Source organism: Vagococcus lutrae (assembly GCF_023299185.1).
GTDB lineage: Bacteria > Bacillota > Bacilli > Lactobacillales > Vagococcaceae > Vagococcus_A > Vagococcus_A lutrae.
Window position 1 is genome coordinate 831,062 of record NZ_CP097017.1, and the last position, 21,020, is coordinate 852,081.

General features: G+C 38.0%; 18 protein-coding genes and 2 pseudogenes. All 20 read right to left on the reverse strand.

The window, feature by feature from the left end:
- Positions 1-5 precede the first annotated feature (5 nt).
- A complete protein-coding gene (gene cas5, locus M2919_RS03930; protein ID WP_248849355.1) occupies positions 6-722 on the reverse strand; it encodes a CRISPR-associated protein Cas5 in 717 nt (238 codons plus the stop codon).
- 19 nt (positions 723-741) lie between these two features.
- On the reverse strand, positions 742-1,617 hold the full coding sequence (cas7i, locus tag M2919_RS03935; RefSeq protein WP_248849356.1) for a type I-B CRISPR-associated protein Cas7/Cst2/DevR: 876 nt from the start codon (positions 1,615-1,617) through the stop codon (positions 742-744).
- Positions 1,614-3,284: a type I-B CRISPR-associated protein Cas8b1/Cst1 gene (gene cas8a1, locus M2919_RS03940; RefSeq protein ID WP_248849357.1), complete on the reverse strand. Its 1,671-nt coding sequence runs from the start codon at positions 3,282-3,284 to the stop codon at positions 1,614-1,616. Before cas8a1 ends, cas7i begins: the two co-directional genes overlap by 4 nt.
- A 12-nt stretch (positions 3,285-3,296) precedes the next feature.
- The gene (gene cas6, locus M2919_RS03945; protein WP_248849358.1) at positions 3,297-4,022 is read right to left on the reverse strand and encodes a CRISPR-associated endoribonuclease Cas6; all 726 of its coding nucleotides are present in this window, start codon (positions 4,020-4,022) and stop codon (positions 3,297-3,299) included.
- Between the two features lie 181 nt (positions 4,023-4,203).
- A complete protein-coding gene (gene ileS, locus M2919_RS03950; RefSeq protein ID WP_248849360.1) occupies positions 4,204-6,984 on the reverse strand; it encodes an isoleucine--tRNA ligase in 2,781 nt (926 codons plus the stop codon).
- A gap of 268 nt (positions 6,985-7,252) precedes the next feature.
- Positions 7,253-7,945, reverse strand: coding sequence for a DivIVA domain-containing protein (locus M2919_RS03955; RefSeq protein WP_248849362.1), 693 nt, complete (start codon positions 7,943-7,945; stop codon positions 7,253-7,255).
- A 13-nt stretch (positions 7,946-7,958) separates the two neighbouring features.
- The gene (locus tag M2919_RS03960) at positions 7,959-8,753 is read right to left on the reverse strand and encodes a YlmH family RNA-binding protein (protein WP_248849363.1); all 795 of its coding nucleotides are present in this window, start codon (positions 8,751-8,753) and stop codon (positions 7,959-7,961) included.
- A 31-nt stretch (positions 8,754-8,784) separates the two neighbouring features.
- Positions 8,785-9,036 (reverse strand): YggT family protein, encoded by a 252-nt coding sequence (locus M2919_RS03965; protein WP_283163084.1) that lies wholly within the window; start codon positions 9,034-9,036, stop codon positions 8,785-8,787.
- Positions 9,037-9,060: 24 nt separating this feature from the next.
- On the reverse strand, positions 9,061-9,675 hold the full coding sequence (locus M2919_RS03970; protein ID WP_051352992.1) for a cell division protein SepF: 615 nt from the start codon (positions 9,673-9,675) through the stop codon (positions 9,061-9,063).
- Between the two features lie 33 nt (positions 9,676-9,708).
- Positions 9,709-10,374, reverse strand: a complete 666-nt coding sequence (locus tag M2919_RS03975) for a YggS family pyridoxal phosphate-dependent enzyme (protein ID WP_248849365.1) — start codon at positions 10,372-10,374, stop codon at positions 9,709-9,711.
- 6 nt (positions 10,375-10,380) lie between these two features.
- Positions 10,381-10,563: pseudogene (locus M2919_RS10095) on the reverse strand (cell division protein FtsZ); the annotation flags it as partial.
- Positions 10,564-10,617: 54 nt separating this feature from the next.
- Positions 10,618-11,625 (reverse strand): annotated as a pseudogene (gene ftsZ, locus M2919_RS03980) (cell division protein FtsZ); the annotation flags it as partial.
- A gap of 24 nt (positions 11,626-11,649) precedes the next feature.
- Positions 11,650-12,987 carry a cell division protein FtsA gene (gene ftsA, locus M2919_RS03985; RefSeq protein WP_222317260.1) on the reverse strand — a complete coding sequence of 446 codons (1,338 nt, stop codon included), beginning with the start codon at positions 12,985-12,987 and terminating at the stop codon, positions 11,650-11,652.
- A 166-nt stretch (positions 12,988-13,153) separates the two neighbouring features.
- On the reverse strand, positions 13,154-14,335 hold the full coding sequence (locus M2919_RS03990) for a cell division protein FtsQ/DivIB (protein WP_248849366.1): 1,182 nt from the start codon (positions 14,333-14,335) through the stop codon (positions 13,154-13,156).
- A gap of 15 nt (positions 14,336-14,350) precedes the next feature.
- Positions 14,351-15,445, reverse strand: a complete 1,095-nt coding sequence (murG, locus tag M2919_RS03995) for an undecaprenyldiphospho-muramoylpentapeptide beta-N-acetylglucosaminyltransferase (protein WP_248849368.1) — start codon at positions 15,443-15,445, stop codon at positions 14,351-14,353.
- Positions 15,442-16,830 carry a UDP-N-acetylmuramoyl-L-alanine--D-glutamate ligase gene (gene murD, locus M2919_RS04000; RefSeq protein WP_248849370.1) on the reverse strand — a complete coding sequence of 463 codons (1,389 nt, stop codon included), beginning with the start codon at positions 16,828-16,830 and terminating at the stop codon, positions 15,442-15,444. The genes murG and murD overlap by 4 nt, the downstream gene beginning before the upstream one ends.
- 12 nt (positions 16,831-16,842) lie before the next feature.
- Positions 16,843-17,808 carry a phospho-N-acetylmuramoyl-pentapeptide-transferase gene (gene mraY, locus M2919_RS04005; RefSeq protein ID WP_248849372.1) on the reverse strand — a complete coding sequence of 322 codons (966 nt, stop codon included), beginning with the start codon at positions 17,806-17,808 and terminating at the stop codon, positions 16,843-16,845.
- 12 nt (positions 17,809-17,820) lie between these two features.
- Positions 17,821-19,671, reverse strand: a complete 1,851-nt coding sequence (locus M2919_RS04010; RefSeq protein WP_126762598.1) for a peptidoglycan D,D-transpeptidase FtsI family protein — start codon at positions 19,669-19,671, stop codon at positions 17,821-17,823.
- Positions 19,671-20,039 carry a cell division protein FtsL gene (locus M2919_RS04015; RefSeq protein ID WP_023606031.1) on the reverse strand — a complete coding sequence of 123 codons (369 nt, stop codon included), beginning with the start codon at positions 20,037-20,039 and terminating at the stop codon, positions 19,671-19,673. The genes M2919_RS04010 and M2919_RS04015 overlap by 1 nt, the downstream gene beginning before the upstream one ends.
- Before the next feature lie 15 nt (positions 20,040-20,054).
- Positions 20,055-21,008 (reverse strand): 16S rRNA (cytosine(1402)-N(4))-methyltransferase RsmH, encoded by a 954-nt coding sequence (gene rsmH / locus M2919_RS04020; protein ID WP_248849476.1) that lies wholly within the window; start codon positions 21,006-21,008, stop codon positions 20,055-20,057.
- Positions 21,009-21,020 lie beyond the last annotated feature (12 nt).

Genomic DNA, 21,020 nt, shown 5'->3' on the forward strand with positions numbered 1-21,020 from the left:
TTTTCTTAATTTGCGAAAACTAATGCACCGTCACTGTCCTGTAAAATCTCTGTGTCTTCAAATACCGTCAAGTCACTGACATAGATGACTTCTTTTTTAGGTTTCCATTGTCGAAATATCTTAGGATTTTTAACAGTGCTCACATTTACTAGCTCGTAATCTTTTGTTAAAAAGTATCGCGTCCCTCTCAAACTCGTGACTTTACTTGCATCTAAATCGATATCATCCTGATAGTGAACGGGCACATAGGCTGCGTAACCTTGTTTAATCGCTGCATCCGTTTCTAGTTCTTGCATTTTAATATCGACTACGTTGACCGACTCAATCGTTGCTAAATCCTCTCGACGACCCAGACTGGGATATTCTTTTGGAAATAAAAGTGCGTCATGTATCACTTCGACTAATGCTTGGTCTTCTGGAATAATATGTAACAGCAATTCTACATCGACTAATAATTCTGCCGTAGCAACACCGCGACCGACCCCATATTCGCCTACTTGGATTTGATGACGGCCTTTATCATACTTCATACCATTGTTAAACTCATAACGCGTATAGAGGTCATTCACTTTTGAAAAGTATTTTCCTTGTATACTGACATCCATTGGCTGATACGTTGTAAAACCACAGAGTGCATGAATCATGCCGATTACGGTCGAATAAGGAGGCAAAGGATAGGTTTCTTTTAGCTGACTACTTGTGGCTTTTTTATAATTTACCATGTCTTGTGTCAGTAAGAGTTTAATAGCTTTCATAATATTCAGCTACCTTTTGTTTCACAGAGTTAAAGAATGTTGGCATATCGGTCGCCTGTAACTTTTCTTTAATTTCTTCCGTATTATCAAATTGCTCTTCTACAACCCCACAATAAGTATCATCTACAATCGTATCGTATAAAACCCCTTCGATTTTTGAAACGGTAATTTTATTATCTTTAACATCTACATTGTTTTGAAAAATCGGATTTTTAACGTCGTAAACACCCCCAATAATAAATAAAGGTTTTAAATCTTCTCTACGTCCTCTAATATCACGATATAAAAAGGCTATCGTGTCTAATAACTTGGCAACACGACGATTTTTTTCTTCCGCCTCTAATTTAATGTCATCTACGCTATCAATGCCGATTTGATCTAAGTCAACCGTTACCGTGTAGCGATAATAGGACTGATGTATTTCAGCTTGTGCGATATTCATGTTAACGCCTAATTTATCAGCTTGCCCTTTATTCGTTAAAAAGTCGGCGTCTCCCTTAAATGTTTCTAAGGAAATGGCATTAGATAAGCGAACTTTAGCGGAACGTTTTTTACCTGAAGATTTTTTCTCCGTTTTTAAATAGCCGAAAAAGTCTAACTCTGGATAATCGGCAATTGTTGCATCTGCTTTAAATTGGACAACTTTTTTATCGCCACTTCCTTCTGCACTCACAGGAGCTAATGTTTCTCCTAACTGTTCCGCTATATTATACCGAATTGCCTGACGTGAAATATACGTATACTGCTCGCCGTTATTGCGAGAAATTTTCTTTAAAGCTGCTACGTTTCCTAAACTCTCACCATAGTTGGCACTCTCTGCTTGAAAAATAATGGTCAATGCTAATCCTTTTGTTTTCATCATGCTTTCCCTCCGTATTCATTCATTTCCACTGGTCCAATAATCCCTGCAACAAAGCTATACCCAATTGTTTTAAAGGTTTCTTCATTTTCAAACACACGATTAAAAAATTGTGGTACTTGCTGATTTAAATAGGCGTAACAATTAAGAATAACATTCATAAACTCATCTCGGTTACCAATCTTTAGAGCATTTAGCAGTTTATGAGAAACACCATTTACTTTATTAGGGTTATCGTAGCCTTTCTTAAAATACCACGCGGCTCCTTTAATCTTTTTGATTTCATCTTGCGTTACCTCGTTCATTGTTAAAATCCCTCCTAGAAAATGTTGATTGATTTTTATTAGCGCGTCAATATGCCGTATCTGATAGCCAGGATTTTCCGTTTTCGTTGCCTTATAAACTAGCAGTTTATGTATGAGCGTCAGCATATTTTCGTTGTTAAATAGTTTTTCTACGACTTTTTGATATAGGGAATACGTTTCACCATTTTCTTTTACCCAAGTATGCAATAGCTGGCTTAATTCTGCTTCCGACTGATTCAAAATGCGTAACGTATTTTTTGAAAGGATATTAAAACGATACGTTTCATTTTGATACCGGACAACTTGGACATCCTCTGTTTGCAAGCGAAACTGGTCGCGATCTTGTTTTTGAAAAGCGTGTACTAGTGCACTATAAGTATTCACTTCACGAACGGAAGCACGGTTTAAAGTTAAAACTTCCATTTTTATCAAATTATTCGTGCGAAGTAGTTCTTCGATACTGCTGTTGGCATTGACAAACATGCCTTGACTGTATACGTACGTAAAACCAGCTGGGATACACGCATAGATGAGTTTACATACCGGACAAATAATTAAATCATTAACAAAGTCCCATGCGTGCGAATTTTTTCGATTCACGTCAAAGCCTGTTTTATTTAGAAAAGATAGCGTTTCACTCGCGTTTTTAACAGGATTTTCACAGGAACAGCATGTTAATTTATATCGACTCTTATCTGATTCTAAATACTCTAAAACAGGATCTATAAAATACTGTTCGAAATCTTTATAGACATCTTTTTCTTTCGTTTGAGGATTTAAAAAACTAACACTATCCCATGCGTGTTTGACAATCGTATAGATGACATTTTTAGCCGCTAAATATTTACGGCCTTCTGGACTCTCACAATAAGCAATGATTTGTTTAATTCTTTCATACGCCTCTCTGACTTCTTCCAGTATTTCTGTTTTCTTCTCTTCAAATGTTTCCCTTTTCTTTAATCGACCGATTGCTTTACTTTGTTTGCCCGCTTCTAACATATCAAAGTCATATTTAATCAAAGGATAACTTGCCTTATAACTCGCACTGGTTAAATAACGTTTGCAAACATCTATAATATACGTATTTAATCTTTCCAAATCTTTCTCATCAAAGTTTTCAAAATTTTCTCTTTCATGTTTTTCTAATGTATCTTTGTAAGCAATGATTTTATACCAAGATAATGTCGGCTTATATGTTTCAATTAAATAATCAAAATACTTAGTAGCAAAATCTTCCAATACAGTAGAATCAAAGCCAAAACCATTCTCAGTCAGCTGCACGTTCTCTTTTCCCACAATGTTAATAAATCCCACACATCCAGCATTTTTTTGCCAATCATCGAGTCTCACTCGTATGTCAGTCATCTTCATCACCTCCTACACTTTTTCAACCATACCAAAACCACTACCTGTCAAGCTCCCGACACCACTATCGACGAATTCGTTTAACAAATAGGATTTGCCCGTCACTTCCAACGTTCCTATCGAGCCTGCGATTTGTTTTTCATAATGTTTTATCACTGTTTTTTTCATCTTGATGGGTGTTAGCGTTAACTTTTCTAAATCGTAGCGAGCAGTCTCACCCAATCGGTCGACCAGCTTAAATGTCATATTTCGTTTTAAAATGGGGAGGAACTCTTTATCATCGTACGTGTAAAACCAATCTTTTATCGTTTCTTGATTGTGATGACGACAAATAATTGGCGAGAGTGTACGCACTTGTATTTTTTCAGTTACAATAGGTGGCAACGTAACGATGTCGACCTTTTTGACAGTCGTCGTCAAGTCATTCCGCCAAAGGATAGTTTCATTTTTCATCGCAAGAAAAGCATTGTAAAAGTTAATCGCAATCTCTGCATCACTCGTGGAAAAATTTATCACAAATTCCCGACTTTCTCCCAGCGTCATGTAAACCTTTTCAAATTTTGCTTGAGGTAAGTAAACTGAAAATGTGTAAGGCTTCATCGTGTTATCGTTAAACAAGCGACCATAGAGTTCTTTGTTTTGCTTCGCTAAATATGTTTTAATCATCATCATGATTTTACTACGATAATTCATAGGTAGCTCATGTTGAGATGACTCGCATACTATTTTTAACCGCATATCCTCACCTTTTTCTATTAGATTTTATTCTACTTTTATACTAGCATATCCTCGTAGCATTTTCTATAATACGTCCGTTAATTATAAAACAGTAAAAAAACACTCACAATAAAATTCATAAAGACTGAATTTTATTATGAGTGTCTCACTTAGTGTCTCTTATTTATAGAAAGAGATTATTTTATTCAAATCCTTCTGCAACTGCTTCTGGAAAATTCTTTTCCACAATCTCTGCACAGCGGTCACATAATGTTGGCAATGCTTCATGACTACCTACGTCTTCTTTAACAGCACGACAACGATCGCACACTTGTCCTTCTGCTTTTTCCACTAAGACGGCTAAGTCTTCAAATTGATGAGCAGCTTCTGGCGCTTCTCCTTCTTTGATTTCTAATTGTGACACGATTAATAACTGTGCTAAATTACCATCAAAGTTAGTTAAAAATTCTTTCATTTCGCCTTCTGGATAGAATGTTAATTTTGCTTCAAACGATTTTCCAATCAATTTAGAATTACGAGCTTCTTCTAAGGCTTTCAAGCTTGCGTCACGCAATGTCATAAAGACTATCCATTTTTCTAAAATGTCGTTTTCATTTGGTACATCTTGTACTTCAGGCATTTCAGCTAATTGTACATAGCTTTCTTCCTCTTTCAAGAATGACCATACCTCTTCAGCTGTATGAGGTAAAATAGGTGTCAATAATTTAGATAGCGCTACTGCGACATCGTAAAAGACTGTTTGCATGCAACGACGCTCGTAATTATCTTCAGCTTCAATGTATACTACATCTTTAGCAAAATCTAAATAGAATGAAGACAAGTCAGAAATACAGAAGTTAACAATCGCTTTATACACGCTAGAGAATGAATAAGAGTCATAGCCTTTCAATACATCTGCCACAATATGATTTAAACGAATCATCATATACTGGTCAACAGAACGTAAGTCAGCAAACGCTACTCGGTCAGTCTTAGGTTCAAAGTCTGATGTATTAGCTAATAAGAAACGCATTGTATTACGAATTTTACGATAAGTCTCTGATACTTGTTTTAAGGTGTTCATATCCACACGCACGTCAGATTCATAGTCAACACTTGCGACCCATAGACGTAGAATATCAGCACCCATTTGATTAATAACCTTACCAGGTTCAATCGTATTACCTAGTGATTTACTTTGTTTACGTCCTTTGGCATCGAGAGTGAAGCCTTGTGACAAGACCGCTTTATATGGAGCCACGCCATTGATTGCCACACTCGTTGTAATACTTGAGTTAAACCAACCACGATATTGGTCAGAACCTTCTAAGTACAAGTCGGCTGGGAAAGTTAAATCATCACGTTGACGTAACACCGCTTCATGAGAAGAACCTGAATCAAACCATACGTCCATAATATCTGTTTCAATGCGGAATACGCCATTTGGACTACCTTCATGGGTAAATCCTTCTGGTAATAAATCAACCGGATCCCAGTCATACCAAATATGTGAGCCATGTTTAGCAAATAGCTCAGCTACATGTTCCGTCGTTTCTGGTGTAATAATCGCTTCTTCATTTTCCGCATAGAAAATAGGTAGAGGAACTCCCCATGCACGTTGACGAGAAATTACCCAATCACCACGGTCACGCACCATGTTATATAGACGCGTCATTCCCCAAGGAATCACCCAATCAACTTTTTCAATTTCAGATAAAATATCTTCTCTAAATTTATCAATTGACGCAAACCATTGAGGCGTCGCGCGGAAAATAACTGGTTTCTTCGTACGCCAATCATGTGGATAACTATGCGTAAAGAATTCCATTTTTAAGAGTGCGCCTTTTTCTTTTAATAGCTCTGTTACCATTGGGTTAGCTTTATCGTAGAAAACTCCTTCAAAACCAGGTGCTTCCTCTGTAAAGACACCGCGATTATTGACTGGAGATAATACATCCAAGCCATAACGTTGGCCGATTAAGTAGTCATCTTCACCATGTCCCGGTGCCGTATGAACTAATCCAGTCCCTGCGTCCAATGTAACATGATCCCCTGTCATCACAAGTGATTCACGGTCGTAGAATGGATGTTGGGCTGTTAATTTTTCAAGGTCAGCCCCTTTTATTTCTTTTACAACGTCATAGTCTGACCATTCTAACTCGCCTGCTACTTTTTCTACTAATTCTTTAGCAATCACATATTTTCTATCGCCAACTTGCAATACTTGATAGATAAACTCTGGATGAACAGAAATACCTAAGTTAGCTGGAAGCGTCCAAGGTGTTGTCGTCCAAATGACAAAATAAGTATCCGCTGCGTCTAAAACATCGCCACCATTCTTCACTTGGAAGGCTACATAGATAGAAGGTGACTTCACGTCTTTATATTCAATCTCAGCTTCTGCTAGAGAAGATTCACTTGAAGGTGACCAGTAAATTGGTTTTAACCCTTTATAAATATAGCCTTTTTCAGCCATTTTACCAAAGACGCGGATTTGAGCAGCTTCATAATCAGGGGTTAACGTAATATAAGGATTATCCCAATCACCTGCAACTCCTAAGCGTTTAAAGTCTTCACGTTGTTTATCTACTTGAGATAGTGCGTAACGTTCACACTCTGCTAAATATTCACTGCGTGTCATTTTTTTACGATCGACGCCTTTATTCGTTAAAACTTGTTCAATTGGCAGACCATGTGTATCCCAACCAGGAACATACGGTGCACGGAAGCCCATCATTGATTTTGAACGCACGATAATATCTTTACTAATTTTATTTAAAGCATGGCCTAAGTGGATATTTCCATTGGCATACGGCGGTCCGTCATGCAAGACAAAGGTTGGCTTCCCTTCATTAATCTCTTGACGTTTTTCATATACCTTGTTTTCTTCCCACTCTTTTTGCCATTCTGCTTCACGCACTGGCAAGTTACCACGCATTGGAAAACCTGTTTTTCCTAATTGTAGTGTTTCTTTCATTTTCATTCTCATCTCTCCTTTGTCAACATACAAAAAAGCACTCCACCCCTAAAAGGGACGAAGTGCTCGCGTTACCACCCAAATTTCACTGAAAAGTTTTCTCTTGTGACAACGATTCAGTATCTCTCAATTCGTATCGTGAATGACTCGTCTATTACTACTGGTTTCATAATAGCAGGACATGAATGATATTATTATCAACAGGGACTATCAGTCTCACACTATCACTGACTCGCTTTAGGTATGTGGATAACAATGTGTTTCATGGCAACCTTTATTTTATTTCATCTAATTCGATAGCTTTAGTATGCCCATCTTCAACCGATGTGTCAACTACTTCTTCCGAATTTTCTTTATTTGTTTCTTCTGTTTCTTCCGCATTGTTTTTGCTTAAAATGCGTTGAACGTTTGAATGACTATCATCCATGTAAGATGAAAATGGTTTTAATAGCTCATCCCATTCACCACTTTTTATCGCTTCTAATTGTGATTCTAAAAGTAATGATAAATTACGATGGAATTCACGTGTTTTCTTTTTCAATGCATCTGTTTCATACGCTAATTGTGAAGTTTGATCTTCTGCATGTTTTAAAATACTTTCAGCTTTTTGGTTAGCTTCTAAAACAGTTTTTTCAGCTGTTGCTTTTGCTTCTGTCAGAATCGTATTCGCTTCTGCTTTTGCAGACGTTACCGTTACTTCTGATTCACGAGTCGCACTGTCTTTCAATTTATCAGCAGTGTCTTGCGCCACAATGATAGATTGATTTAAAGCGTCTTTTAATTCGTTAAAGTACGTTAACTTTTCTTCTGCGTGTTTTAATGATTTCTCTAATTCACGATTTTTTCTAATTGCTTCTTCATAGTCTTCAATTACTTGGTCTAAAAATTCATCGACTTCGTCCGGATTATATCCGCGCATTTTGTTTGCGAATGATTTATTCTTGATATCTAATGGAGTTAATGCCATTTCCTGTCACCTCTTAGTTATTATTTGTCATGATACCTATAATGATACGATATTTTTGCTTTTTTGTCATACCATCCACTGCTTTTACTTGAATTCTTCCAAAACCTCTAATCGAGATAATATCTAATGGTTCTAACACACTGTCTGGGCGTGTGATTTCCGTCCAATTTAATTTTACTTTTTTCGACTCTATCAACTGCTTAGCGCGCTGTCTAGATATAGCTAAACTTTCCGATATAACGGTATCCACGCGCATAGAGCTAGCCGTAATACTACGTTCTTCCCACTCTTCTTCTGCTTGAATTAAGTCATCCACAGATATTTCCGTCAATTTAACTGGAAAGTTTGCAATTTTATCTACTTGCGTCATCACAAATGGCCATTTTGCCTTATTACAGATAAAATGCCACGCACCCGTTTCATTCGTGATAATATCGCCAAAGTATTCACGACCAAGCCCCACACTCATCAATGTTCCCAAAATTTTCCCGTGAGTTAGCGTTGCGAATTTCGTGGGATACGTTATTTCGCAGTACGTGACATCAAAATCTTCTTGTGACGGGACATAATATATGGGGTAGATTAAAGCACGTTTTCTTTCTGCCTTTTCATAGCCACCAAAAAACATGAACGCATAGTCATCTTGATACTGTCCGACAATGCTCTCGAGAATAAACTGCTGACGAGGGTCTAAAAAATTCGTCAAGACTGGTGCATAGTAACGATCAACTTGTTCCACCCAGTCTTCAATTAAATCAACAAAAGGGTGTTCATCTTTACGAAAATGTTGATAAACATTTGCATTCATAGATAATCACCCTTTCACCTATTATATTTGCTTATAGAAACATCCAAACTAAGCGGATTAATAATGAAGATGCAACATTTAATACAATTAATGCCACCATAATCGTAAAACTCATAAATCCAATGTTTAAATTTAAACGATCAAATAATTTTAAATATGGTTCACAAATTCGTGTTAAAAACTCGCCAATGGCGGTGTCATAACCACCTGGAAACCATGATAAAAGGGCATAAATGATTAAACATGTTGAATACACATTCGTAAATGTTCTAATAAATGTAATTAAAAACAAACCGACACTTCCTTTTTAAAACTCAGTAAATTGAGTTTTCAATAGACTTTTTGCCACATCACTATCAATCTCCATGTTTGGCGGTGTGCAGATGAAAAGCTCATCCCCTAAACGCTGAATATCGCCATCCAAAGCATATACTACCCCTGTTAAGAAATCGACAATACGACGGGCTTGCGCTTCTTCCATCACTCGAAAATTAATAATCACTACTTCACTTCTGAAAATAGCTTTGGCAATTGTTTTAGCTTCTGTATATGTTCTCGGTTCTAATATCAACACTTTTTTCACTTGACTATCATCCTTCACCTTTGGTCCTGCTGACGACTGTGCAGATTGCTTCATCCTTAACACGTTATCTTGTTTTGGTTGAACGCGTTCATTTTGCATTTGAGGTCGCGCTTCATGCGACGACTGACGACGGTTCTCGATAGGTGGCGTATTAGTATACGCCTCTTGCTTTTTAACTGGCTCAGACATTTGCGAACGTAAAGGTTGGCGGGGCGCACTCGCTTTCGGTTCTTCTGGTGCTTGATACGTATTTTGAGTGTCGTTTACTACCACCTCATCATCTGCTCCATCTAAACCAAAAAAACGTTGAATTTTTTCAGTTGCTGCTGTAAAATCCATATTTTTGCACACCCTTTTCCTTTTCTAATTAATCTATTGAAATAAATCTGTGCCAATCCTAATAAACGTCGCTCCTTCTTCCAAAGCGATTTGATAGTCTTGACTCATTCCCATACTCAACTCTGTACAAGGTGCATAACCTTTATTTAAACGCTGCACATCTTGACGTAAATCCTTGAGTTGTTTAAAACAATTTCGAATAAGTTGTTTATCAGACGTATTTGGTGCCATTGTCATCAAACCAACCACTCTGATTTTATCATATTTTTCAAGCTCGTCAATAAAAGACACTAATGCATCAGGTGAAATCCCTTGTTTTGTGGTTTCACCTGATACATTCACTTGAATAAAACATTTAATTTCATGTTCAGCTCGCTTTTGAATCTCTTGAGCTGTTTTTAATCGATCAAGGGCATGAAAATAGTCAATGTTGTTAATCACATCTTTGACTTTACGCGTTTGTAAAGGTCCGATAAAATGCCAAACAAACTTTGAACAATCAGCTAATTCAATTTTCTTTTTTAACAGCAAGTCCGTACGATTTTCAGCAATATCATATTGACCTAAATGATAGAGTTCTCTCATCACGTCGCTTTCAACATACTTTGTCACCGCGATTAATTTCGCAGTAGGTGACGTTAAATGATAGGTTGATAGCTCCTGCTGAATTTTATTTAAATTGTTAGCTAACTTTTTCATAACTTCTTACCTTTTGCGACGGAAAAATGGAGGGGTATCTAACTCATCGTCCTCTTTTTTCTCTACTTCTTTTTTAAAAGTATCGATTTCCTTCTTTTCAATCGGTTCAAATTCTGTCGTGTCTACCGAATGACGTTCATTTGGCTCACGACGGATATCCCAGTCACCGAATGCACTTTCTTCTTCCTCTTCTTTTGCACTAACAGTTGCTTCCGTTACTGCTGGACGCTCTGTTGGTTGAAAAGTTTGACGAGGTGCTTTAGAAGCTACGCGAGTCTTTTTTTTTTCCTTTTTTGTAGGGTCAATTCCTGTCGCGATAACAGTCACAATAATTTCATCTGTTAATGCTTCGTTAATTGATGTTCCTAGAATGATGTTCACATCGCCATCAGCTGCAGCTGCTACAATATCAGAAGCATCTTGTGCTTCGAACAATGTCATATCTAAGCCACCAGTAATATTTAACAAGACTTGTTCTGCACCATCGATAGATGTTTCTAATAATGGTGATGAGATAGCTTGTTTTGTCGCTTGAATGACACGATCTTCACCTGTAGCTGAACCGATACCCATTAAAGCAGTTCCTTGATTTTCCATGACTGTTTTAACATCGGCAAAGTCTAAGTTGACATAGCCAGGTGCCGTAATTAAATCAGAGATACCTTGAACCCCTTGACGTAAAACATTGTCAGCTTCACGGAAAGCTTCTAAGATTGGTGTTTTCTTATCAACTACTTCTAATAGGCGATTATTTGAGATAATTAATAATGTATCAACATGTTCTTTCAATGCTGAGATACCTTCGGCTGCAAAACGGCCACGTTTTGGTCCTTCAAAACCGAATGGACGTGTAACCACACCAACTGTCAAAGCACCTAAGTCTTTCGCAATACGAGCTACTTCAGGAGCAGCACCAGTACCTGTTCCCCCACCCATACCAGCGGTGATGAAAATCATATCTGCGCCTTCCAACGCTTTCGCTAATTGCTCTTCACTTTCTTCAGCTGCTTTTTTCCCAACTTCTGGTTGAGAACCTGCACCTAGTCCGCGTGTATATTTTGGTCCTAATTGAATCACTGTTTCAGCCTTGCTATCACGCAAAGCTTGAACATCAGTATTGGCAACGATAAATTCGATCCCTTTTACATTTTCTTCAATCATACGGTTGACAGCGTTACCGCCACCACCACCGACACCTATCACTTTAATGACAGCGCCGTGCTCTACTTGGTTATCTATCGAAAATTCCATTTTTATTCCTCCTGCTCTTGTCGTCTAATCAAACATATTTGAAAAGAAACCTTTTATTTTATCAGATAGTTTTTCGTTTGTTCCTTTTGGTGCGTCACTCACATTAGCAACCGGCTCTTCATAATGCGTCATTTCAACTTCATTTGGTTCTTGGAATTGAACGCGCGGCATTGTTGATGAAGCGGTCTGTGCAAAACGTTCCCCTGTTACTGCAAATTGTGAAATATGATAGATATCACTTAAAGTTGCAGCATACTCAACGATACTAATTGCATTTGAAAATATTGGGTTACGTAAGCCCATATGATTTGGCACGTGTAAGTGGACATTCGTTCCGAGTATCTCAGATGCCAACTCCGTCACACCCGGCATTCCCGCATTACCACCTGTGATAATCACACCACCCGGTAAGTTCAATGCATCTGTATTGGCTAATGAATGTTTTACTTTTGTAAAAATTTGTTCCATTCTTGCTTCTATAATTTCGGATAAATAACGTTCATCAACTTTAATTGGTTCTGGTTTTCCAATCACTTCAACCGGAAATACTTCATCTTCTGATGTACGTTCAGTATAAGCGTCACCATAGTTAATTTTTAATGCTTCAGCATTATGAATGGATGTATTTAATACAACGGAAATATCTTTCGTGACGAACTCGCCACCTTCTTGTTCAACATGGGTAAATTGTAACTGATTATCATAATAAACAGCCGCAGTCGTCTGACCGCCACCCATATCAATAAGTGTTGTACCAAAATCTTTTTCACCGTCTGTTAAAACTGTCTCAGCTAAAGCAAGTGGGGTAATAACTAACTCACCTAGTTCCAAACCAGCTTTTTCCACACATTTTTTCACGTTATGGATAATTGTTTTTGGTCCTGTAAATACAAGTCCTTGCATATCCAAACGTACACCTAACATACCTCGTGGATCTTTAATCCCATCAAACCCATCAACTTTGTACTCTCGTGGAATTAACGTAATCACTTGACGTTCTGGAGGTGTTGAACGTACGATTGCTGCAGAGGCAACATTTTGTACATCTTCATCTGTGATTTCTTTGGATTCAGCACTGACTGCTATCATTCCTTCACAATGTTCAATTTCTAGTAAGTTCGCTGGCAAACCGACATTTACTTTTCGGATTTGAACGCCCGATTTTTCTTCTGCCTGTGCAATAGCACGTTTAATAGTATTCGCTGCCTTATCGATATCTATTACAATACCTCGATTCAAACCTTCGGATTTGGCATTGCCAACGCCAATAATATTTATTTGTCCTTCGATATATTCAGCGACAACGACTTTAACAGATGTTGTGCCTATATCCAGGCCCACATGTATCCCTGTGTTTGCCATTTATAGGTTCCCTCCTAGACTTTTTCTTCCATATCTTTTCAATATTTCGTATATTATTTAAATTATCTTACTCTTATTAATTCTACCACAAAAGAGAGACTTTACAAAACAAGAATATTATAAAATAGACATGACTGATGTGGATAATTCGTTTTTCTCGACTTTTTTACTCCACATCTGCATTTTCATTCTCATTTGCCTCTTGATTACCGTCTAAATTCAAAATTTCATCAAAGTTAATCTCTTCGCTACCTTCTAAATCTAAATCAGCATCTCCACGTTCCCGTGCTTCTTTTATTTTTTGTTGTTGCTTCTCGTACTCATCGCGTGTTTCATAGGAATAAGAATAAATCCCCGCTTCCATATCAACAATGCCCATTTCAGCCATTTGTTGTGCAACTTGTGGATAGTAATTAATTTTATTTTCAATATCGGTCATACTACCAATGATTTCGTTACCATCATGCATAATAATCGAGATACGATATTCATTCGCCTTGCTCGGTGCATAGTAGATTTCTTTCATGTTTTCTTTTACTTCATCCGAAAATGTATCATAGCTCGTCATCATTTTCTGTACATACTTTTTATCTGAAAAATCGATTAGGACAGGATAATGACTATCCGGGTTATCAGTTTTTTCATTGGCTACTCGTCCATCTTTAAATAGCGGGTAATACCCGTCTGAACGTTTCTCATAAGCAATCTCATCTTGTTCTTTCACATGCAAGACGATATGATTAACACCTGAAAAAGACTTCGTAACACTTGCAACGCGAGGATTACGCTTAACGATATTTTTCAAAGGTTGCTCCGTATAGTATTGCGACCATATGCTATCACCTAGCTTATAGCCAGAGGTTTCAACAATGCGTTCAGGCGGAATCGTCTTGACCCCTTGTACTTTGACTGCACCAAGTTTACTAAATGGCGATACATAGTATATTAATGCCAATGCTGACACACCAAATATGGTTAAAATTGTCGCTAAACGTCGATTTAATTTTTTTCGTCGTTTTTGTTTCATCTTAGGTAATTTATCAGCATAAGATTGCGACTTTGGAAGTTCTTTAGGTTCTTTAGGTTCTTTCGTTTCCTTAACTTCTTCCTTTTCTACCAAAATCTCTTCATCTGATTCTTCTGATTTAATAATCGTTTCACCCGTGTCAGTTTCTTCGATAGTGATATACGTTACATTTTGATTAGATTGATGCCGTTTCGCCAATCTATCAGAAGGCAGTTCCGTCATACCGTCCGTTTCTTCATGCATATTGGTAGCTTTTCCCTTTTTTACATGGTCATCTTTTGACGCTCGTGATGTATTTTTTTTGGACTTCTTATTAGACATACTATCGCCTCCTTATCAATGAATTAGTTGATAAACCTCATCAAATAAACGTTTAGTCGCATCTGGAATTCCCATTTCTTTTGACGCTTCTGCCATTTTCCGGCATAATTCAGGATTCAAGATAATACGTTCTATTTCCGTCACTAATCTCGGACCGTTTAATTCGTCGTCACGTAATAATACTGCTCCTCCATGATTCACAACAGATTGAGCATTTTTAGTTTGATGGTCATTCGTAACATTTGGACTTGGTATCAAAATTGAAGGAAGTCCTAACGCTGTAATTTCAGCTAACGACGTGGCGCCTGCGCGTCCGACTACTAACGTCACATTAGTTAAGATTTTTTCCATTTCTTCAATATAGGGTACAATTTTTATCTTGTCATTAGCCTTAACTGTTTCACTTACAGCCGCCATAACATCTTCATAATATATTTTACCCGTCACGAATAACACTTGATAATCTTTCCCCGTCATTTGAGGCATAGCTTCCATCATCGCTCGTGTCATCGTTAATGCCCCACGACTACCTCCAAAGACTAATATCGTCGGCAGTTCTTCTGTAAAGCCAAATTGACTTAAACTATCTGTCGGTTGGATACTTGCTACTTCTTGACCACGTGGGTTACCCGTCAATACAGTTTTATTTTTATCAAAATACTCTGCGGCTTCTGGAAAACAAATAGCCACTTTATCCACATAACGAGCTAAAAACTTATTAGCCAGTCCGGGAACGCTATTTTGTTCATGTATCATAGTCGGTACGCCTTTTTTATGCGCTGCATATACAATAGGAGCACAAACATAGCCACCTGTGCCGACCACAACATCTGGTTGAAATTCCTCAATTAACTTTTTAGAATCTTGAACAGCTTTCATAAAGTAATATACGGTTTTAACATTATCTAGACTTAAACTACGCTTAAACCCCTGTACACGTATTGATTTAAATGGTACTCCTTTTTTTGTTACAATTTGACTCTCGAGCCCTTCTTCCGTACCAACATATAACGCCTCATGGGAGGGTATATTTTTTTCCATATAATCGACTAAGGATAAAGCTGGATAGATATGTCCGCCCGTCCCGCCGCCTGATACAATCATCTTCATTTATTTTTCCACTCTTTTTCTATTTGTTTCACCGTTTCTTTAAAGACCCGGCCTCTAATTTCAAAGTTTTTGAACTGATCCCAACTAGCACATGCAGGGGAAAATAGTAACACATCTCCTTGAGCAAGCTGATGACTCGCTGCTAATACTGCTTCTGGTAAAGTTGCTACTATTTCAGTTGTCGACAGACCTGCTTTTATCGCGGAGGTAGTCAATTTTTCTTTCGTTTCACCATAAAACACTGCATGTTTTATAGATTTAAACGCTGGAATTAACTCATCAAAATCATTCCCACGATCTAGCCCTCCGGCAATTAACACGACTTTTGATAAATCTTTAAATCCTTCTAACGCTTTTATCGTCGCCAGTGTATTGGTCGCTTTAGAATCGTTATAAACCTTACTATTGAAAAATTCTCCTATGTACTCCATGCGGTGTTCAACGCCACCAAATTCACTCAATACTTGTTTAATCACAGATGTTTCTACGCCAATCGTTTTTGCAACTGCAATAGTTGCCAATGCATTTTCAATATTATGTAAGCCTGGTACACCAATCTCCGCAGCAGTCATTATCTTTTCATCCTCAAAGTATAACACATCATCTTTAAGGTATGCACCTTGTCCATTTGTATCAGCTGCTTCCAGACTAAATGGCACAACAGTCGCTTTCGTTTTTTCTGCTAGCTGACGCAATTCAGCTTGATGATAATTTAAAACTAATCTATCCCCTGCCGTCATGTTTTTTTGAATTTCCCACTTCGCGTGAACATACGCTTCACGTGAACCGTGATAATCTAAATGCGCTTCATATAAATTCGTTATGACAGCGATATGCGGATGAAATTTTCGTGTGCCCATTAGTTGAAAACTAGACAGTTCGGTAACCATCCAGTCTTTTTCTGACAAACCTTGTGCGACGGTACTTGCCACTTCGCCAATATTTCCTGCTAAGTAAGCACGAGGTGACGTACTCCCACCATTTAGAACAGCCCCAATCATCGTGGTCGTCGTGGTTTTGCCGTTTGTCCCCGTAATCCCGATAATCTGAGCCTCACTAATTTCATACGCCAGTTCAACTTCAGTAATAATAGGAATTTCTTTTTCTATTGCTTTCTCGATAATAGGATTATCATATGGAATCCCTGGATTCTTAACAATCAATTCAAACTCTTCATCTAAAAGGTCAACAGGATGAGAACCTGTAATCACTCGCATTCCCATAGTGAGTAAGTCTTGTGCTTCACTATTTTCTTCAAATGGGCGACCGTCGTTAACTGTCACAATCGCACCTAATTGATGTAATAATTTCGCCGCACTCATACCACTTTTTGCTAATCCTAAAATTAAAACTTTCTTATGTTGGTAATGCGTTACCGTTCTCATCCTAATAGCCTCCTAATAAAGAATTGTTAGTGTCAAGATTGACATGATTAATCCTACTGACCAAAAAACAAAATTAATTTTCCATTCAGACCAACCCCCCATTTCAAAATGATGATGGATTGGACTCATTTTAAAAATACGTTTCCCTGTTAATTTAAATGAAGTGACTTGCATAATCACACTGAGTGTTTCAATCACATAGACAAGACCGACTAAGAGCAGTGTCCACTCTTGTTTTAATATAATCGAGATACTTGCGAGTAAGCCACCTAAGGCAAGTGACCCTACATCTCCCATGAATATTTTAGCTGGTTTTTTATTGAATAGGAAGAATCCTAGTAACCCGCCCATTACTGCTAAGCAAACTAACAGCACATCATATTGATGTTGATTCCATGCAATAATGGCATACGTACCAAATGAGATAGTTCCCAAACCAGCTACTAGTCCATCTAAGCCGTCAGTTAAATTGACAGCGTTAGAAAAACCGACTAACCAAATCACTACGAAAACGCCGTATAAAACACCTAAGTCTAATGTGACATCAAACGGAAGCGATAAGGTTGTAGGATAGCCTTTAGCCTTAAAGACAGTATAGAGAAGAATACCTCCTACAATCTGACCAACTAATTTTTGTAAAGAAGTAAGTCCCATATTACGTTGTTTAAATATTTTGATAAAGTCATCTAAGAAACCAAGCGTGCCGTACAATAATAAAATCGCCAACATAATCCACATCTCAGCTGTTAAAACACGTTGAAACAGACTGAAAATAAGGCTAGTTACGGTAATAGCAACTAAAAATACAGCGCCACCCATTGTCGGTGTTCCAGCTTTAACATTATGCCATTTAGGTCCTTCTTCACGAATCGGTTGTCCATGTTTCTTCATTTGAAAATAACCGATAAAGAACGGCATCAACGACACAGTCATCGCAAAACTAATGGCTATTGGAAAAAAAAGTCGCGTCCAGTTCATATTTTTTATCTCCTACTCTTCTGAATTTTTTATATTAAGGTCTAGCGCTAATTTTAAAAGCGGGTTACTAATTTCTGAAACCATAACGCCACCTGCTGTTCCAGTACCTTCCTTAGGACGTTTAATCGTCACGTATAAGATGTATTCTGGATTATCGGTTGGAGCAATTTCTACGACCGAGTATAAAAACTCAGACGTTGAGTAACTACCATCCGCAAAGAACTGCGCTGTTCCCGTCTTAGCCGCAATCGGATACCCTTCGATTGCAAAGTTATTTCCTGTTCCATACTGCTTATCATCCACAACCCCTTGCATCATTTGTAGCGTTTGATGCGCACTCTGAGGTTTTATTGGCTTAGCTAACATTTCAGGTTCCGTATAGACTTCTTCGCCATCCTGTTTAACAATTTTGTCAATATAGTTAAGTTTCATCATTTTACCGTCATTGGCAATCGCAGTATACGCTTGAACCATTTGCATAGGTGTCACATAAATGGCCTGACCAAACGCTGTCATCGCACGGTCGACAGTCGTTCCTTTTTGAATACTTCCTTTATTTTCACCGGGTAAATTAATATTAGTTGGCTTGGTAAAACCAAATCGCTTTACATATCGTTGCCATTCATCACCCATGCGTTGTTGAAGCAGAACCATGCCCACGTTACTCGACCAAGCAAATCCTTGTCTAAAGGTGACTGTTCCTACCCCTTGAGGATTCCAATCATTAATCCGAGCATCATCTACTTCAATATGCCCCGTTTGAAAATACTCGTCTGGATTGACCACTTGTAAATCCAAAGCAGAAGACATTGTAAAGACTTTCATCGTAGATCCTGGTTCAATCGGCTCTTCCACAAGTAAGTTGCGCCACATTGCTGGACGCTCCTCTGTATCTTCCAGCCCTTCTTTTGTTTCTGGATTAAAACTTGGACGTTGCCCAGCGGCGATAATATCCCCTGATTTTGCTTCGACCAGTGTCGCAGTAATATTTTCAGGTCCATATTTTTTCATCGTCTCGTCTAGTAACTCTTCTAAATACAATTGAAGACGACTGTCAAACGTTGTATAGATATCCTGACCGTCTTTAGCCTCTTTCAAAACAGAGGTCGTTCCTGGAATCGGACGTTGCATACTATCTTTTTGGAAATAAATCTCGCCATCCTCACCCGACAAAATATCATTTTGTGCTTCCTCGATTCCCATTCGACCAACCAAGCCTTTAGATTCATCATCCGCATCTGCTAATTGAGCGTAACCGATAAAGTGAGAAGCAAAGACACCATTTGGATACATTCTCGCTTGATGTTTTTCAAAGTAAATCCCTTTAATTTCTTTTTTTTCAAGTGCCTCTTCAATTTTTGTTTTTTGTTCATACGTTAAATTTTTACCACCCGAACCAAACTCAACTTGCTTTTGATTACGTGACAGTTGTTCCATGACAAAATCAGCTTCAAGGTTCGTATTATCAGCTAATACTTTCGCTATTTCTTCTTTATCTTTCGATTGGACATACAATTTTTCACGTTCTTGTTTACCGTCAGGACTCATACCAAGATACGTTTCATCTAAAACCGCATATAACGAATAAGAAGTAGCGTCTTCAGCAATCGGCTCCCCATTACGATCGTAAATGGTGCCTCGTTTTGCTTTCACAACGCTACTACCTCGGTATAATTGTTGTGTTTTATCGTCTAAAGATTCATGCCCTACTTTACCGACTAACACGATATAGATAAAACGCATAAAAAATATGAGAAAAACTAAAATTGTTAATCCAAATAGAAAGGAAGCAAACGTTCGCCGATTTTTTTTAGGGTTCAATCCCTTTGACGCTATAAAAGACTTCCATCTATTTAGTTTCATTATTTCACATTCCTTATTTGTTCTTCATTTACTTTCAATCCTGCTTTTTGTGCCGCTTTTTTAATGCGATCTGCTCTTAACAACTCAGATTTTTCTTGTTCTAACTCCGCAATACTCGCCTCTTGCTTAGAAATAGCCGCCTGACCTTCTGAAACGGTCGCTTCTGCTTTGGCTAATTTAGAAGAAACTTGGATAGTGGCGCCAGATATGAGAAGGAAAAAACTAATCAATGCGAAAAAAACGATTTTTTCAAAACGACTAATCTTTTTTAAGTGTTCGCGTGGTTGTGCCAACACATCTTGACGAACAGTGCTTGTTATGTCTTCTGTCACAGTTTCTACTGGGTCAAATTCTCGTAGTTCTGCCATTTTTTCCACATCCTTTCATAATCTGTTTTTACTCGCCACACGTAACTTAGCACTACGCGCGCGATTATTCGCAGCGACTTCTTCTTCACTCGGTAAAATCGGTTTACGATTAACCAATGATAAGAGTGGCTCGTCCTCTTCTAAAAGAACAGGCAAACCAGCCGGTGTTTCTTTCGGTTTACTATATTCACGGAATATCGTTTTTATCAATCGGTCTTCTAATGAATGAAACGTAATAACCGATAGTCGACCACCGACTGACAAACAGTCAATCGCTTGCTCGATAGATTCTTCGATAGCATGCAATTCATCATTTACTTCTATCCGAATCGCTTGAAAGACACGCTTAGCTGGGTGTCCTCCCTTACGACGTGCTGGCGCTGGAATCCCTGCTTTAATCAACTCTACCAATTCACCAGTCGTTTCAATCGGCTTTTCTTGACGTGCTTGCTCTATCTTTCTTGCAATTTGTTTTGAAAACTTTTCTTCACCATAGCGATAAAAAATCTTTACTAGCTCATGATAGTCATACTCGTTAACGACTTGATACGCACTGAAATCAGCTTTTTGATTCATACGCATATCTAGCGGTGCATCACCATGATAGCTAAACCCACGTTCGATTTCATCTAATTGTGGTGACGAGACACCTAAGTCGTAAACTATCCCATCCACATGAATAACTCCACGAGCTTCAAGTTCTTCTTTTAGATGACGAAAATTAGTATTGATGAAAGTTACTTGACCTTTTTCAATGTAGGACGCTAATTTTTGCTGCGCATTTTTTATCGCCACTTCATCTTGGTCGAATGCGTATAAATGACCTTCCTCTGACAGTTGGGAAAGAATCGCTTCACTATGCCCTGCTCCACCTAACGTACAGTCTACATACACACCATCTTTTTTTATATTTAAATTATCCACAGCCTCATTTAAAAGAACGGTTACGTGGTGAAATTCTTCTGGCATCATATCTATTCC

Excerpts from the sequence above, each read along its gene's own strand:
- cas5 (WP_248849355.1), bottom strand. The coding sequence starts at position 722 with ATGGTAAATTATAAAAAAGCCACAAGTAGTCAGCTAAAAGAAACCTAT.
- cas7i (WP_248849356.1), bottom strand. The coding sequence starts at position 1,617 with ATGATGAAAACAAAAGGATTAGCATTGACCATTATTTTTCAAGCAGAG.
- cas8a1 (WP_248849357.1), bottom strand. The coding sequence starts at position 3,284 with ATGACTGACATACGAGTGAGACTCGATGATTGGCAAAAAAATGCTGGA.
- cas6 (WP_248849358.1), bottom strand. The coding sequence starts at position 4,022 with ATGCGGTTAAAAATAGTATGCGAGTCATCTCAACATGAGCTACCTATG.
- ileS (WP_248849360.1), bottom strand. The coding sequence starts at position 6,984 with ATGAAAATGAAAGAAACACTACAATTAGGAAAAACAGGTTTTCCAATG.
- M2919_RS03955 (WP_248849362.1), bottom strand. The coding sequence starts at position 7,945 with ATGGCATTAACTCCATTAGATATCAAGAATAAATCATTCGCAAACAAA.
- M2919_RS03960 (WP_248849363.1), bottom strand. The coding sequence starts at position 8,753 with ATGAATGCAAATGTTTATCAACATTTTCGTAAAGATGAACACCCTTTT.
- M2919_RS03970 (WP_051352992.1), bottom strand. The coding sequence starts at position 9,675 with ATGGATTTTACAGCAGCAACTGAAAAAATTCAACGTTTTTTTGGTTTA.
- M2919_RS03975 (WP_248849365.1), bottom strand. The coding sequence starts at position 10,374 with ATGAAAAAGTTAGCTAACAATTTAAATAAAATTCAGCAGGAGCTATCA.
- ftsA (WP_222317260.1), bottom strand. The coding sequence starts at position 12,987 with ATGGCAAACACAGGGATACATGTGGGCCTGGATATAGGCACAACATCT.
- M2919_RS03990 (WP_248849366.1), bottom strand. The coding sequence starts at position 14,335 with ATGTCTAATAAGAAGTCCAAAAAAAATACATCACGAGCGTCAAAAGAT.
- murG (WP_248849368.1), bottom strand. The coding sequence starts at position 15,445 with ATGAAGATGATTGTATCAGGCGGCGGGACGGGCGGACATATCTATCCA.
- murD (WP_248849370.1), bottom strand. The coding sequence starts at position 16,830 with ATGAGAACGGTAACGCATTACCAACATAAGAAAGTTTTAATTTTAGGA.
- mraY (WP_248849372.1), bottom strand. The coding sequence starts at position 17,808 with ATGAACTGGACGCGACTTTTTTTTCCAATAGCCATTAGTTTTGCGATG.
- M2919_RS04010 (WP_126762598.1), bottom strand. The coding sequence starts at position 19,671 with ATGAAACTAAATAGATGGAAGTCTTTTATAGCGTCAAAGGGATTGAAC.
- M2919_RS04015 (WP_023606031.1), bottom strand. The coding sequence starts at position 20,039 with ATGGCAGAACTACGAGAATTTGACCCAGTAGAAACTGTGACAGAAGAC.
- rsmH (WP_248849476.1), bottom strand. The coding sequence starts at position 21,008 with ATGCCAGAAGAATTTCACCACGTAACCGTTCTTTTAAATGAGGCTGTG.